General features: G+C 59.7%; 14 protein-coding genes. 10 read left to right on the top strand and 4 right to left on the bottom strand.

What is annotated here, in order from left to right; translation table 11 throughout:
• The first annotated feature begins 72 nt into the window (after window positions 1-72).
• The 3 genes from A3730_RS27820 (at window position 73) to A3730_RS27810 (ending at window position 3,357) form a co-directional block, all read left to right on the top strand.
• A complete protein-coding gene (locus tag A3730_RS27820; RefSeq protein WP_063539378.1) occupies window positions 73-1,242 on the top strand; it encodes a sulfotransferase in 1,170 nt (389 codons plus the stop codon).
• Between the two features lie 206 nt (window positions 1,243-1,448).
• Window positions 1,449-2,627: a glycosyltransferase gene (locus A3730_RS27815; protein ID WP_063521048.1), complete on the top strand. Its 1,179-nt coding sequence runs from the start codon at window positions 1,449-1,451 to the stop codon at window positions 2,625-2,627.
• Window positions 2,617-3,357: a polysaccharide deacetylase family protein gene (locus A3730_RS27810; protein WP_063521047.1), complete on the top strand. Its 741-nt coding sequence runs from the start codon at window positions 2,617-2,619 to the stop codon at window positions 3,355-3,357. Before A3730_RS27815 ends, A3730_RS27810 begins: the two co-directional genes overlap by 11 nt.
• Window positions 3,358-3,438: 81 nt before the next feature.
• Here the strand turns inward: A3730_RS27810 and A3730_RS27805 are convergent, their stop codons facing one another.
• From A3730_RS27805 to A3730_RS27795, 3 genes are read right to left on the bottom strand one after another with little or no spacing between them, the layout of a single operon-like run.
• The gene (locus A3730_RS27805) at window positions 3,439-4,332 is read right to left on the bottom strand and encodes a carbon-nitrogen hydrolase (protein WP_063539373.1); all 894 of its coding nucleotides are present in this window, start codon (window positions 4,330-4,332) and stop codon (window positions 3,439-3,441) included.
• Window positions 4,333-4,381: 49 nt separating this feature from the next.
• Complete coding sequence (locus tag A3730_RS27800) at window positions 4,382-5,389, bottom strand: agmatine deiminase family protein (RefSeq protein ID WP_063539372.1); 1,008 nt, start codon at window positions 5,387-5,389, stop codon at window positions 4,382-4,384.
• 41 nt (window positions 5,390-5,430) lie between these two features.
• Complete coding sequence (locus A3730_RS27795) at window positions 5,431-6,357, bottom strand: hypothetical protein (protein ID WP_063539371.1); 927 nt, start codon at window positions 6,355-6,357, stop codon at window positions 5,431-5,433.
• Window positions 6,358-6,538: 181 nt separating this feature from the next.
• Between A3730_RS27795 and A3730_RS27790 the strand changes: the two genes are divergently transcribed.
• Both A3730_RS27790 and lolD read left to right on the top strand, forming a co-directional pair.
• Window positions 6,539-7,774 carry a lipoprotein-releasing ABC transporter permease subunit gene (locus A3730_RS27790; RefSeq protein WP_063539370.1) on the top strand — a complete coding sequence of 412 codons (1,236 nt, stop codon included), beginning with the start codon at window positions 6,539-6,541 and terminating at the stop codon, window positions 7,772-7,774.
• Complete coding sequence (gene lolD / locus A3730_RS27785; RefSeq protein WP_063521636.1) at window positions 7,767-8,453, top strand: lipoprotein-releasing ABC transporter ATP-binding protein LolD; 687 nt, start codon at window positions 7,767-7,769, stop codon at window positions 8,451-8,453. The genes A3730_RS27790 and lolD overlap by 8 nt, the downstream gene beginning before the upstream one ends.
• Here the strand turns inward: lolD and A3730_RS27780 are convergent.
• Complete coding sequence (locus tag A3730_RS27780; protein WP_063521310.1) at window positions 8,436-9,038, bottom strand: DUF2062 domain-containing protein; 603 nt, start codon at window positions 9,036-9,038, stop codon at window positions 8,436-8,438. The two genes, lolD and A3730_RS27780, sit on opposite strands and share 18 nt — an antisense overlap.
• Before the next feature lie 332 nt (window positions 9,039-9,370).
• On the opposite strand from A3730_RS27780, the gene A3730_RS27770 reads away from it, so the two are divergent.
• From A3730_RS27770 to lpxK, 5 genes are all read left to right on the top strand, one after another.
• Window positions 9,371-11,599, top strand: a complete 2,229-nt coding sequence (locus A3730_RS27770; RefSeq protein ID WP_231884073.1) for a DNA internalization-related competence protein ComEC/Rec2 — start codon at window positions 9,371-9,373, stop codon at window positions 11,597-11,599.
• A 30-nt stretch (window positions 11,600-11,629) separates the two neighbouring features.
• Window positions 11,630-12,259, top strand: coding sequence for a MotA/TolQ/ExbB proton channel family protein (locus A3730_RS27765; protein ID WP_039925832.1), 630 nt, complete (start codon window positions 11,630-11,632; stop codon window positions 12,257-12,259).
• Complete coding sequence (locus tag A3730_RS27760) at window positions 12,256-12,681, top strand: biopolymer transporter ExbD (protein ID WP_063519846.1); 426 nt, start codon at window positions 12,256-12,258, stop codon at window positions 12,679-12,681. Before A3730_RS27765 ends, A3730_RS27760 begins: the two co-directional genes overlap by 4 nt.
• Window positions 12,678-14,426 (top strand): lipid A export permease/ATP-binding protein MsbA, encoded by a 1,749-nt coding sequence (gene msbA / locus A3730_RS27755; RefSeq protein ID WP_063519847.1) that lies wholly within the window; start codon window positions 12,678-12,680, stop codon window positions 14,424-14,426. Before A3730_RS27760 ends, msbA begins: the two co-directional genes overlap by 4 nt.
• Window positions 14,427-14,435: 9 nt before the next feature.
• A partial coding sequence (gene lpxK, locus A3730_RS27750; RefSeq protein WP_063539377.1) for a tetraacyldisaccharide 4'-kinase occupies window positions 14,436-14,939 on the top strand: 504 nt, incomplete at its 3' end.

The following is a 14,939-nucleotide window of genomic DNA, read 5'->3' as shown; positions in this document are numbered from 1 at the left end:
GAGGGTGTGTTGTCATTTTTGTGACTTGAAACTGTTTTATTGTTTCAACGTTTCTTCCCTTCGAGCCTGACCATGCCAACGCTGTTGAAACGTTATACTGCACTGTTTGCCGCCAGCTGGTTCCCCGGTTACCAGGGCCAACTGCGCGGATTCTCGTTGCAGCGGCTGCTGGTGATGCTGCTGTTCTGGCCATTATTCCTGCTGGTACAGGGAATCAATGGCATCGGCCTGGGGCTGGATTATCTGCTGTTCCCGGCGTTCCGGCGCGTGGCGGTGCGTCAGCCGTTGTTTGTGACCGGAGTGCCGCGAAGCGGCACGACCTTTCTGCATCGCCTGCTGGCCATGGATACGCGTTTCACCACCACGGCGCTGTGGGAGCTGCTGTTTGCGCCCTCGATTACCCAGCGCTATTTCTGGACCGGTGTCGCTCGCCTGGATACGTTGATAGGCCGCCCAGGTGGGCGGCTTCTGTTTTGGGCGGAAAGGCGTTTGTTGGGTGGGCTGGACGGCGTGCACAAGACCGGGCTGCTGGATCCGGAAGAGGATTATCTTGGGTTGATCCCGGTGTGGGGCTGCTTTTTGCTAGTGCTTGTGGTGCCTGTTCCTGCCCTGTGGCAACTGACATTTCTGGACCGCGATGGCCGCCCGGAAGAAAAACAACGACTGATGCGCGCTTACCGCCGTTTTATTCAGCGCCACCTTTATTTTCACGGCCCGGAAAAAATCCTGCTATCGAAGAACCCGTCGTTTACCCCGTGGATGGAAACCTTGGCCGACGCTTTCCCGGATGCCCGTTTTATTGGCTGCCTGCGTAGCCCCACCGCGGCGGTGCCATCGCAAGTAAATTCCATTCTTATAGGCGCGCGCCTGTTCGATGGTCGCGACACCACCGCCTACTGGCGCGAAGGGTTTCTGGCGATGCTGGAATACTACTATCGCCATCTGCTGGAGGTGGTAAATCAGCTGCCGGAACAGCGCCAGGCGCTGTCGGTGATGGAGACCCTGGCATCGGCTCCTGGCGAGACCGTACTGGGTTTTTACCAGCGGTTTGGCTGGCAGCCCGACGCGCAATTTTGTCAGCGGCTGCAGGAACAGGACCGCAAGGCCAGGCAGTACCGCAGCGCCCATCAGTATTCTCTGGATGCCCTGGGTGTCAGTGGTGAGGCGTTGCTGCACAGGTTTGGCTGGGTGTATGAGCGCTTCGGATACCCGCTCCCCAGCACTGATGAAAAACCGCTGTAGGAGCGCCGCTTGAGGCGCGAACCAAAATAGTTTCGATTTTCGAAACTCGCTTCTCGTGGCTCGCAGCTGATGAGGCAAGCAGATTCGCGCCTCAAGCGGCGCTCCTACGGCGAGTTCGGGGTTCGTTACATCTTGTCGCAATTACACCGTCATGGCGTGACGCTCCTGTCACATTAACGACATGAGCGGCCGGGATACTGCCGGCCATGGATACCAAAGAGCTACGCATACTGTTTGTGGTGGATGCGATCAAAGGGCGGAATGGCGTCGGCGCCTACTTCCAGGACCTGGTCTCGCATCTGAAAGATCAGGTGGCGCAAGTGGAACTGGTGCAGCCCTGCATGGAGGAACCGCATCCTTGCCAGGGCGCTTCCATACCGATCCCCGGCGACCCCACCCAGCGACTCTTTTTTCCCAAAGTGCGTGAATTGAGCGCCCTGGTCTGGGAAATGAAACCGGATGTGATCGTGATTCCGGGGCCCGGTATTTTCTCCATGATCGGCTACTGGATCGCCAAGAAATGGGGGATTCCGGTGTGCGTTACCTTCCAGACAGATTACAACCGCCTGGTGGAGTTGTATTGGGGAAAACGGCTGGCGCGATTGGCTGGCGGTTTTCTCAACTGGGTGAACCGCACCCTGTTTCAGGGCAGCGAAACCGCCGCTACCATCTGCGAATCGATGATCGCCCAGGCCCGGGCCGCGGGGGCGCGCAATCCACAGCTGGTGGGCACACCGCTGGCCCGCGAATTCGTGCATACGCCAGTGGTCGAGCTGGATAACACCGTGCAGCGGGTTTGCTATGTGGGCCGGCTGGCGGCGGAAAAGAACATTGAATCCTTCCTCGCGCTGGCGTCCCGTCGCCCGGACCTGCAGTTTGACATTGCCGGCGACGGCCCCTTGCGCGGCAAGGTGGAAAAAGCCTGCGGCGAGCAGGGTAACCTGCATTTCCACGGCTGGTGTACCCGAGAGCAAGTAGTCAGCATGCTGGATCGCTGTCAGGTGCTGGTGTTGCCCTCATCGGTGGAAGCCTTTGGCACGGTAGCGCTGGAAGCCATGGCGCGGGAGCGGCTGGTGATTACCACGCCGGCCTGCGGCATCAATGAATGGCCGGCCTTGGCTAACGGCCTGTGGATCATGGACGAAGGGGAAAGTCTGTTCGATACCCTCGAGCGCCTGCAATCACTCAGCCCGGTGACGCGCTCGCTTAAGTCCGAGCAGGCCCGCCAGGCTGCCTTATCCATGAACGACCATGCGGTGACGCAGTGGACGGCGGTGCTGGCCCACTGCGCCACGCTGGCACCCAACCCAAACCCGGCGCTGCCTTCTCCCACCCTGGCATTGCTGCGCCGCCTGAGTAGCAGTTATATCCGCAATGCGCTCTGAGCCATTAACCGCACTGGTTTCGATTCACGATGTGATGCCCGAGACCCGCACGCGCGTCACCGCCATGCTGGCGCGGCTCAACCTGCCTGCCCAAGCAGTGACCTTGCTGGTTGTTCCCGGTAAAGACTGGCAGGCCGATGACCTGGATTGGTTGCGGTCTCTGCAGGAGGCGGGGCATCCGTTGGCCGGCCATGGCTGGTCTCACCGTTGTCAGCCACCCATGACGCTTTATCACCGCTTGCACAGCGCACTGTTGTCACGGGATGTGGCGGAGCATCTGTCGTTCTCCGGCGACGGCATTCAGCGGCTGGTGTGGGACTGTTATCGCTGGTTTATCCGTAACGGTCTGACTCCGTCGCCATTGTACGTGCCGCCGGCGTGGGCATTGGGGGCGCTGACCCCGGCACAGCTTGCCGGGTTACCGTTTCGGTATGTGGAAACCTTGTCTGGTGTTCACGATACCCAAAAACGCACCTTCACACGGCTGCCGTTGGCAGGTTTTGAAGCGGACACCGCGTTTCGTGCCTGGACGTTACGCTTTTTCAATGCCATCAATATCAGCCAGTCCCGCCGCACTGGAATACCGATACGCATCGGGCTGCATCCGGACGATTTTGAGTTGCGGCTTGCCAATACGATTTTGCCTTTGGCGGCGTCGTTGTCACAGACGTTTTCTTATTCCCAGGCACTGGAAGTGTTAGTTAAGCGCTCTGCAGCTATCCCGTTATAGTGGCCGGGTTAGAATGAATGACTTTCTGTTTCTGTCCCGCTTTTTGATTATCCGCCAGACAAGCCGAAGGGCCGTTGGAGGCTAGTCCCGGTAGCGTTTGTTCAGATCAGTATAGGCGTCGATACGGCGGTCGCGCAGGTAAGGCCAGATTCGGCGTACGGATTCGCTGCGCTGCAGGTCCACGTCGGCCAGGAGCACCTGCTCGTTGTCGCTGTCGGCCTGGGCCAGGAATTCACCCTGTGGCCCACAGATAAAACTGTTTCCCCAGAATTGAATGCCGCTGTCGTCCGCCGGGCTTTGTTCAAAGCCGGTGCGGTTGGCGACCAGCACCGGTAAACCGTTGGCGACTGCATGGGCGCGCTGGATGGTGATCCAGGCGTCGAGCTGGCGTTTCTGCTCATCCTGTTCATCGGTGCGGTCCCAGCCGATGGCGGTGGGGTAGAGCAGCAGGTCGGCGCCGGCCAGTGCCATCAGGCGGGCGGCTTCCGGGTACCACTGGTCCCAGCACACCAGCAGGCCCAGTTTGCCCACGCTGGTTTCGATGGGGCTGAAGCCGCTGCGGCCATCGTTGAAGTCTGCATCGCCGGGGGTGAAATAGAATTTTTCGTAGAAACCCGGGTCGTCGGGGATATGCATCTTGCGGTAGATGCCGGCCAGGCTGCCGTCTTTTTCCAGCACCACGGCGGTGTTGTGGTACAGGCCGGTGGCGCGCTTTTCGAACAGGCTGCCGACGATCACGATACCCAGCTCTTTGGCCAGTGACCCCAGGGTTTCGGTGCTGGGGCCGGGGATGGGTTCGGCCAGATCAAAGACGCGGGTGTCTTCGGTCTGACAGAAATACAGGCTGCGGTGTAATTCCTGCAGTAGCACCAGCTCCGCGCCCTGGGCGGCGGCCTCGCGCACCTGCGACAGGGAATGATCCAGGTTGGCTTGCAGGTCGGCGGTGTTTGTTTGCTGGATAACGGCAACACGCATGGGCATTTTCCTTGTACTGGGCTGGCTGGGCTCAGTGTTGAATAGATAATTAAAGCGCGCCTTGCGGCAATTGCATGGTGACACAGTGCAGGCTGCCGTGCTGTTCGATCAGTACCCGGCAGTTGACGGCCACCACGCTGCGTGGTCCGGCGACGGATTGCAGGGCATCCAGTGCTTGTTGGTCCGTGTCGCAGCCATAAATCGGCACCAGAATTTTCTCGTTGGTGATCAGAAAGTTGGCGTAGGTGGCTGGCAGGCGTTCTCCCTCGCGGCAATACTGGGCAGACGGCAGTACCAGCGGAACCAGGGTCAAATCATGCTGATCCGCCAGGCTTTGCAGTTCCTGTTCCATGGCGGCGAGGGCGGGGTAGTGGCTGTCGCGGGTATCCTGGCATTGCACATAGGCCAGGGTTTTCTCGTCCACAAAGCGGGCGAGGGTGTCCACGTGGGCGTCGGTATCGTCGCCTTCCAGCTCGCCATGGTCCAGCCACCAGATGTCACTGACGCCCAGCTGCTGTTTCAGCTGTTCGGTCAGTTCCGCTTCTGAGAGGTCAGGGTTGCGATTGGGGTTGCGCAGGCAGTGGCGGGTGGTCAGCAGGTTGCCATGGCCATCGGTATCGATGGCGCCGCCTTCCAGTACCAGGGCGTGGGTTTCCAGGGGGAGCTGCCAGGGCAGTTGCTGGTTGAGGGCGTTGTCCTTGTCGGCGGCGAACTTGCCGCCCCAGCCGGTAAAGGTGTAGTCCAGCAGCTGTGTCTGCTCGCCGTTGCGAATGGCGATGGGGCCGAAATCCCGGGCCCAGGTGTCGTTGTAGTCGGCGATCACCACCTGCAGGCGCTGGGCGTCGATGCCCCGCGCAGCGACCTGAGCGTGAATATGTTCACGGATGTGGGCGTTACGGCACACCAGCAGCACATGCTCGTGATCAAGCAGGGCAGCGAGGATATCCAGATAACAGGTTTCGGCGTCGGCCAGGTGATCGGCCCAATCGGTGTGGGCGTCGGGCCAGGCGAGCAGGACCCCCCACTGGGGAGCCCATTCAGGAAGCAGTTGGCGCATAGCGAAGAGTGTCCGCAGGGTTGGCTATGCGCGCGAGTGTGCTACTGGCTGGCCCCCCAGTCAATATAGAAGCCGCCGTCATCGGCCGTGTCTTTTACGTCGTTCGCCGCGTCCTCTGCGGCCTGTTGGGTTTGTTCTGCCTGCTCGACGTGTTCTTCCACGTTTTGCTCGGCTTCAGCCTGGGCAGCCTGTGCTTTCTCGTTGGCGTCATCAACGGCGCTTTGCGCTTTGGCCTGGCTGTCTTCTACCGCTTGGTTGGCCGCTTCGCTGGCCTGGTCAACGGACTGCTGAGCTTCTTTCTCTACGCTGGCGGCTTTCTTCTTCGCCGCCTGTTCTGGTGTGTCTTCGCCGGCGATGATGATGCGGCCGGTGACCGGGTCAAAGCGGAATTCGCCTTCAGCACTGGTGTCAGCGGCAGGAGCTGTTGCTGATGAAGCCGGGGCGGGTGTCGGGGCCGTGGTTGACTCTGAAGTGGCTGGCGCTGTTGTCGCGGCGGCCGCAGGGGGGGCGGCTGGTTTCGGCTCAGCGCTGCTGGCCGTTGCAGCGTCGTTGCCGCTGTTGTCTTCGCTGACAAAGCGACCGGAAACCGGGTCAAACATCAGCTCGCCTTTGTCTTCACCATTATCCGCAGTGGCGGGCGCTGGCTCGCTGGATTGCGCTGCCGTTTTTTCCTGAAGGGGGGGCAGGGTATCGACCTGCTGGCCGGAGACCACATCCGGTGCCGCGCTCACGGGGCGATCAACCACGGTGTGCAAAGCGGTGTTGTTTTCGAAGTAAACGGTGAAACCGTTGTAGAACCAGCGGGTGATGGCGGGGCTGCCCACCGGGCCCTTGCTCTGGTTGGGGGCGCCGAATTCGGCCCGGACCTGGGATTGGGACATGCCGCGCTGGGGAACGTCGGCCGCCAGTGAGGCAGCGGGCATGGCCAGCGCTGCTGAGGCCAGCAACGTCATTATTCTTGTCTTCATTTCTTCCCCCGGCGAGATTGTATTTTCTTTCGATATTAGAAAGTTAGGTAGGCTTATTCAACCATTTTGCTAGCACAGGAACGCTGACGCCGATCACAAAGCGAACCCCTGGTGCATACGTGCCGGTTTCTGACCGTGATGGCCGTAGTATTTGCCCCGGGTTTCGGGTTAAATGCGCTGCATGTTTCGACCTCTATCCTTCTATGTGGGGCTGCGCTATACCGGCGCCCGTGCCCGCAACAGTTTTATTTCGGTGATTACACTGATTTCGGCATTGGGCCTGATGTTGGGCGTGGCGGTGCTGATCACGGTGCTATCTGTCATGAACGGCTTCGATCGTGAGCTGCAAACCCGCATTCTGGGCATGGTGACGCACCTGTCGGTGCATGGCCGTGAGCCCGTGCAGGATTGGCAGGCGCTGGCCAACCGGCTGGATCATCATGACCAGATTGAGGCAGCCGCACCTTTTGTACAGCTTGAAGGCATGCTGACCCATCGCGGTAATGTGGCCGGGGCGCTGATTAACGGCATTGAACCTGAAGCCGAGCGCAAAGTGTCCATCGTCGGGGATTTCATGCATCAGGGCGAGCTGGAAAGCCTTGCGCCAGGTGAGTTCGATGTGGTGCTGGGTTATGGCCTGGCGCGGCGTCTGGGCGCTGAACTGGGCGATAAAATCACCCTGGTGCTACCGGAAGCCACGATTTCACCTGCCGGGGTGATGCCCCGCTTCAAACGGTTTACGGTCACCGGGATTTTCCGGGTGCGGGCTGAGGTCGATTCGCTTTACGCCTATGTGAATGTCGCGGACGCCGCCAAACTGGCTCGCCAGGCGGGCACTGTGCAAGGGGTGCGATTGAAGCTGAACGATTTGTTCAGTGCCTCCAATCTCGGTTGGAAGTTGCAACAGGAGCTGGGACCGAATTACTACACCAGTGACTGGACCCGCAGCCACGGCAACCTGTTCCAGGCTATCAAGATGGAAAAGACCATGATGACGCTGTTGCTCAGCTTCATTGTGGCGGTGGCTGCTTTCAATATCATTTCCAGCCAGGTGATGCTGGTGACTGAAAAGCGCGGCAACATCGCAGTGTTGCGCACGCTGGGGGCGTCACCGGGCACGATCATGCGCATTTTCATGGTTCAGGGCACCCTGATCGGGGTGGCGGGCACCTTGCTGGGGACCGTGCTTGGGGTGCTGTTGGCCACCAATGTGAGCAATATTGCCGAGTGGGTAGAGCGAACGTTTAACACCCGTTTGTTTGATGCCTATTTTGTGAATTATCTGCCGTCCGAGTTGCAGTGGTCCGATGTGGGCACCATTGTGGGGATCGCGCTGTTCATTAGCTTCTCTGCCACCCTGTATCCTTCCTGGCGCGCTAGCCGGGTACAACCTGCGGAGGCGCTGCGTTATGAATGATTCGACGCCTGTCCTGCATGCGCAAACGTTGGTGAAAGCCTACGAAGAGGGCAATAACGAACTGGAAGTGCTCAAGGGTGTGGACCTGACTGTGTACAAGGGCGATATCCTGGCGATTATCGGTGCGTCCGGTTCGGGGAAATCGACCTTGCTGAATCTGCTCGGCGGGCTGGACCACGCTACCCGTGGCTCGGTTTCTATCGCTGGCACTTCGCTGACAGCACTGAATGATCGGGAAACCGGGCGGCTGCGCAACCGTTACCTGGGGTTCGTTTACCAGTTTCACCATCTGTTGCCGGAATTTACCGCGCTGGAAAATGTGGCCATGCCGCTGTTGATCCGTGGCGAAAAGCCGGCGGATTGTCAGGCCCGGGCCGCCGCGATTCTGGAGCGGGTGGGGCTTGAGCATCGTCTCAAGCACAAGCCTTCCGCGCTGAGTGGCGGCGAGCGTCAGCGGGTGGCCATTGCCCGTGCGCTGGTGACCGAGCCGGCACTGGTAATGGCGGATGAGCCCACCGGGAATCTGGATGAGCGCACTGCTGCACAAGTGCAGGCGCTAATGATCGAGTTGAATGAGAATCTGGGTACGGCGTTCATGATCGTGACCCATGACCGGGAGTTTGCCTCCCGCTGCCCGCAGCAATATGAGCTGCACGATGGGTTACTGCGGCGGCTTTGAGTCGTCGCGGGCCTCGTCAGCCTGGCGCTTTGCCTCTTCTTTGGCGTTTTCCTTTGCTTCCTGTCTGGCCTCCCGGCGTTCTGCCCGGGCGCGCCGGTGTGCGCGCAGGTTCCAGCTACGAATCACCGCCAGTCGCCAACTGACCTTGACTGCCAGGTAGGCCAGCCCGCCGAACAGAAATGCGCACAGCAACGAGCCCACCCACAGGGGAATCAACTGCTCCACAAACCAGGCCACGGTAATGCCTTCGCCGCTGTGGGGCGGCATGCCCAGCAACCAGGCACCGATGCGGTAGGTGAAATAGAAGATGGGGACATAGGTGACCGGGTTGGAAATCCAGACCAGCATCACCGACAGCGGCAGGTTGCAATGAAAGCGTACCGCCAGTAACGCGGCCAGCCCCATCTGCAGGGGTATGGGTAGCAAACCGGAGAAGATGCCGATAAAGGCGGCGCCCGCCAGTGAGCGGCGGTTGATATGCCAGAGATTGGGGTCCGACAACACCTCCCCGAGAAAGCTCAACGACTTGGTCTGCCGAATGCGTTCGGGTGTTGGCAGGTATTTGCGGAATATCCGTTTTGGCATGAACTCGCATCTACTGGCTGGGGTGGGGAGCGTCTGGCAGCCCCGGTACATTCTGGCGGGCGTTATCTCGCCGTCCACGAACGCACTCTATCAGTTCGTTGCTATGCCCGGTACGTTCGTGCCGGGATTAACCGCGAAAAAAGTGGGGCAAAAGGGCGTGTGTGCTCCCTTCCTGTTTCCCCGCGGGCGCTATTATGCCCGCATCGATAAAAAAGGCATACTCCTTCGCTGACGGCTTTCAGGATTGTTGGGTTCGTCAACAGAATCGCCATGTTGTGATGTCTGTGTAATCGTTTTCACGTCGTCGTTTCAGAAAATACCGCGGAGCAAGGATGCGTATGTGGTTGACGGCAGCGGCCATGGTGGCTGGCTGCTGGCTGGGGGTGTTATGGCCGTTGCTGGTGCTTTGTGCCGTGGCGGTGGTGGGAATGTGGCGTTACCGTTCCCGATGGCTCGTCTGGTTGGTGCTGGGCTACGGCTTCGGTGTGTGGCAACTGCACCAGGGGTTGGCGCAACGTCTGCCTGCAGAGCACGACCGGGCGGTGCTCAGCCTGCAGGGGCAGGTGCGGGATATTCCGGTTACCCGCCGTGAATTTCGTTTCGGCCGCTGGCAGGTTCGCCAGCAGATCCATCTGACGGTGTGGGGCAGTGAGGCATGGCCCGGCACGCACCGGGTGGTACTCAACAGCTATGCGCCTTCGGTATTGCTGAGTGCGGGGGACCGGGTGGCTCTGGATGCAGAGCTGAAGGTGCCGCGCGGCGTGTATAACCGCTTTGGTCCGGATCGTGCCCGCGCGGATCTTGCCGCCGGGGTGGATGCCCGTGGCAAGCTCGAGCGTGTTTCGGTAATCGCCAATCACGGCGGCGTGGATGCCTGGCGGGAGGCGCTGTCCTCTCAGGTGGCGGCGTCGGTATCTGGCTCTCCCTTTGGCAAAGCGGTATTACCGGCGTTGGTAGTTGGTGACCGTGCCGGGCTGTCGTCGTCTCTCTGGCGTACCTTTCAACTCACTGGCGGGGCTCACCTGCTGGCCATTTCCGGGCTGCATATTGCCATTGTGGCGGGCTGGTTCTGGTGGCTGGGCAGAGCGCTGCTTGCGCCAGTGCTGCAAGGCGTGGTTCCAGGGCTGCGACGATATTCGCTGCAGCAACTTGCCTGGTTGCCGGCGCTGCTCGGTGCCATGGGGTATGCGGCACTGGCAGGTTTCAGCTTGCCCACCATGCGTGCACTGGTAATGCTGATCGTAGTGGCAGTGGCCCAGTGGTGGAGAGTGCCGGTTTCGCTGTGGCGGGCGTTGGGCATGGCACTGTTGGTGGTGTTGTTGATCACGCCTCTGGCTGCGCTGTCAGCGAGCCTGTGGCTGTCTTTCGGTGCGGTCGCCTGTATCGCCATGCTGACCCGCAGCCATGCGCCCTGGCGGTTGATGTTGTTGCTGCCGGTGGTGATGGCCGTGGCGGGTGCGGTGCTGTTTCAGCAGTGGACACCCAGTGCCCCGCTGGCAAACCTGATTCTGGTTCCGCTCTACACCTTGTTGGTTATCCCTGCGGCATTGCTGGGGACGCTGCTCCAGCAGCCCTGGTTGTTGGGGGCTGCCGCCACCGGGGTGGAATTTTCCGTGTGGGTCATGATGTGGCTGGCGAATCTGGGCGTGCCGTCATGGCTCAGGCTGCCGTCCATGCCCGCAGGTATCGTCCTGATGATTGGGGTGATGTTGCTGCTGATGCCATTTTTGCCATTTCCTCGACGTTTGCTGCCGCTTTTCCTGCTGCCCTGGTTGACGCAGAAGCCGGCAACACTGGCGCCGGGGGAGTGGTCACTGACGGCTTTTGATGTGGGGCAGGGGCTGGCATTGGCAATACGTACCCGTGAGCACCTGCTGATTTATGATGCCGGGCCGTCCTGGCCCGGTGGCAGCATGGCGGCCCAGAGTATGAGGCCGTGGCTGTCGGTCACGGGGCAGCAGGTAGACCGCACGGTGATCAGCCATGGCGACAATGACCATGCCGGCGGGCTGACTGACTTGCCGGCACCAGGCCTGTTGCTCAGCGGCGAGCCGCACAGGGTGCCAGGCAGCCAATTATGCCAGGCCGGTGATCAGTGGCGCTGGGACGGCGTGATCTTCACGGTGCTGTGGCCCCGCGAGCCAGGGCCGGCCGGGAACGGCGCCAGCTGTGTGCTGCATGTTGATGGGCCATTTGGTTCCGCCCTGTTGCCTGGCGATATCGGCATCCAAGAGGAATACCGTTTGCTTGGGGCGTTGGCGCCCGTGGACCTGCTGGTGGTAGGCCATCATGGCAGCAAATCCAGTACCAGTGATGCCTTGCTGCGTCAGCTGCAGCCCGATGTTGCGCTGGTCAGCGCCGGCTACCGTAACCGGTTCCGCCACCCTCATCCGCAGGTGCTGCACAAGCTGGACAGCGCGGGCATCACAGTTCTGCGCACGGACCTGGATGGCATGATTGTGTTTCGACAGGGGGGCGTCGATAATGGCCGGCTTATAACAAAATGGCGGCAAACGGTTGCCCGGCCCTGGCATGGACCGGCCCGTTGGCGCTTTTGGTAACCCGATTTGTGAGCAAGGGGAGAAGTTAAGGTGCAGGATCTTGTGCAGTCCGGGGGCTGGATGATGCTCCCGATCTTGATCTGTTCGGTAGTGGCGCTGGCCATCGTGGTAGAACGTTTCTGGACCTTGCGGCCCAGCAAATTAGCGCCGGCGGATACGGTGCCCCAGGTGCAGACGCTGCTGAAACGCGGCTTGCTTAATGAAGGCAATCTGGTGAAGCTGCGCGACAGCTCGCCGTTGGGCCGTATTCTGGCGACCGGTCTGGCCAATGCTCGCCATGGTCGTGACATCATGAAAGAAAGCATTCAGGAGAGTGCCACTGGTGTGGTGCACGAACTAGAGAAATTTCTCAGCACCCTGGGTTCTATCGCGGCGATTACTCCGCTGTTGGGCTTGCTGGGCACGGTGGTCGGCATGATCGATGTGTTTGCAGCGATCATGATTCACGGCACCGGTGATGCGGCACAGCTGGCTGGTGGTATTTCCCAGGCACTGCTGACCACTGCAGCGGGGCTGGTGGTTGCCATTCCGGCAATCTTCTTTCACCGGTTCTTTGTACGCCGGGTAGAAGAAATTACCGTGGAATTGGAGCAAAGCGCCGTTCATGTGGTGGATCTGGTCCACGGTGATCGTGAGGCAGAACCGGGAGAGAAGGCGTGAAATTTCCCCGGCCCAGCCAGGAGGAAATCAGCGTTAACCTGACACCCTTGATTGATGTGGTGTTCCTGCTGCTGATTTTCTTCATGGTATCGACCACGTTTGATGACAAGACACAGTTGTCGATCACCTTGCCGGAAGCCGATGGCGCTCCGCAGGCCCAGGTGGATGATCAGGTTGAAGTGACGATTACCTCCACGGGCGATTACCTGGTGAACGGCGAGAAGCTGGCGGCCAGTGACAGCAATGCGCTACGCACTGCGTTGCTGCGTCTTGGGCAGGATAAAACGGATCAACCGTTGCAAATTTATGCGGACGCCAATGTGGCGTATCAGGCTGTCGTGCGTGTTTATGACGTGGCCGGGCAGCTGGGTTTTGTTAAGCTGTCGCTCACCACTCGCGAATCCCCTAACGAGGCACAATGAGTCAACCTCTTCCCCCCGAGGACGTGTGGCCTACCTATAAACGGCTGCTGAGTTACGTCCGCCCTTACTGGTTCATGCTGATTATCAGCGTTATTGGCTATGCCCTGTATGCCGGCACCCAGGCCGGGGCGGCACAGCTGGCCGGTTACTTGGGGGAAACCATCGTCAACCCGACCGATGCCCGCGTGCTAATCGTGTCGATCGCGCCATTGGTGTTGGTGATTTTTCAGGGCCTGGGCCAGTTCATGGGCAGTTATTCCATGAACTGGGTGGCCCAGCAGATTGTGTATGTGCTGCGTAATGATGTGTTCGGTCATGTGCTGAAATTGCCCCAGTCTGAATATCACCGCAATGCGTCCGGGCGCATCATGTCGAAGATTATCTTTGATGCGCAGCAGGTCACCAGTGCGGGTACCGATGCCATCATCGTGATTATCCGCGAAGGCCTCACTGTGGTGGGGCTGTTTGGTTTCCTGTTATGGCAGAACTGGAAACTGACGTTGATTCTGGTGGCCGTGGCTCCCCTGATTGGCCTGGTCATGAATATCACCAGCAAGCGATTCCGCAAGATCAGCCGTCGTATCCAGTCTTCCATGGCGAACATCACCCATTTTCTGGGTGAAGCTATTGAGGGCAGTGGCGAGGTGAAAATTTTTGGCGGCCAGAAACAGGAAGCGGACCGATTCCATAACGTCAGCCGCAGTTTCGCCAAGCAGAACGTGAAGCTCAATGCCAGCAAGATTGCCAGCACGGTCATCGTGCAGTTGTTTGTGGCGGTGGGCATTGGTGCCATTACCTATCTATATATTCACTTGATGGGTGAAGACCTGACAGTGGGGGGCTTTCTCTCCTACATTGCCGCCGCTGGCATGATCCAGAAACCGCTCAAGCAACTCACGGATGTGAACGTGAAAGTGCAGCGGGGCGTAACGGGTGCGGCCAGCCTGTTTGAACTGCTGGACACGGAGCAGGAAGTGGATACCGGTAGCTATGCGGTGGCCACCAAGGCCGATGGCAACATCGACTTTGAGGGTGTGACCTTTGGTTATGACCCGGCGTCACCGGTGGTGCGGAATCTCAACTTTTCCATCAAGGCCGGCGAGACGGTGGCACTGGTGGGGCGTTCTGGTGCGGGGAAAAGTACCATCAGTGCCATGCTGCCGCGTTTTTTCGATCCGGATCAGGGACGAATTCTTCTCGATGGCGTCCCCTTGCCGGAGTACCAGCTCGGTGAGCTGAGGAACCAGATCGCCATGGTTAGCCAGCGGGTGGTGCTGTTTAACGACAGCGTGCGAAACAATATTGCCTACGGTGAGCTGCGCAGCGCGGATGACGCCACCATCATAAAAGCGGCACAGGACGCCCACGCCTGGCGCTTTATCGAGCAGCTTGAGCATGGTCTGGATACCTTGCTGGGCCAGGATGGTGTGCAATTGTCCGGTGGCCAGCGGCAGCGGATCGCCATTGCCCGGGCGCTGCTCAAGGATGCGCCGATCTTGATTCTTGATGAAGCGACCAGTGCACTGGATAGCGAATCTGAGCACCACATCCAGCAGGCCCTGGAGCAGGTGATGGAAGGGCGAACTACCCTGGTCATTGCCCATCGCTTGTCTACCATCGAAAAAGCGGATCGTATTATGGTGCTGGATCAGGGCCAGTTGATCGAGCAGGGCTCGCACCAGGAATTGCTGGAAAAAAACGGGCTTTATACGCAGATGTACCGGATGAATTTTGCCGAGGAGTAAGCGGGCGACATGGGGTCACTGAGCGAATGGATTCAACAGGGTTGGTATAAGGGCAGTCCCTGGCTGGTTCCGCTGCGGCCTCTGTCTACGCTGGTTTCTTTTGAGGCGCGGCGGCGTCTGCAACAATTCAGGAAGCAACGCCCAAGCCCTCCCGTTCCGGTGTTGGTGGTGGGCAATATCACTGTCGGTGGTACAGGCAAAACCCCATTGGTGATTGCGTTGGTGGAAGCGGCGCGCTCGCGAGGTTTGAAAGTGGCGGTGGTATCCCGTGGCTTTGGCGGTAAAACCGAACAGTATCCCCAGCATGTGTCCGCTAGCAGTGATGCGCTGGAAGTAGGGGATGAGCCAGTGTTGATTGCTCGCCGCACCGGGGCGCCGGTGGTGCTGGATCCGGATCGGCGCAATGCCCTGGACGTGGCGATTCGCGAGTACGCCCCGGACCTGGTGATCAGCGATGATGGCTTGCAGCATTATGCGCTGCCGCGCAGCGCCGAAGTGGTGGTGGTGGATGGT

The sequence above is a fragment of the Alcanivorax sp. HI0044 genome (genome assembly GCF_001634945.1).
This window is presented reverse-complemented; position numbering and strand designations above follow the sequence as displayed.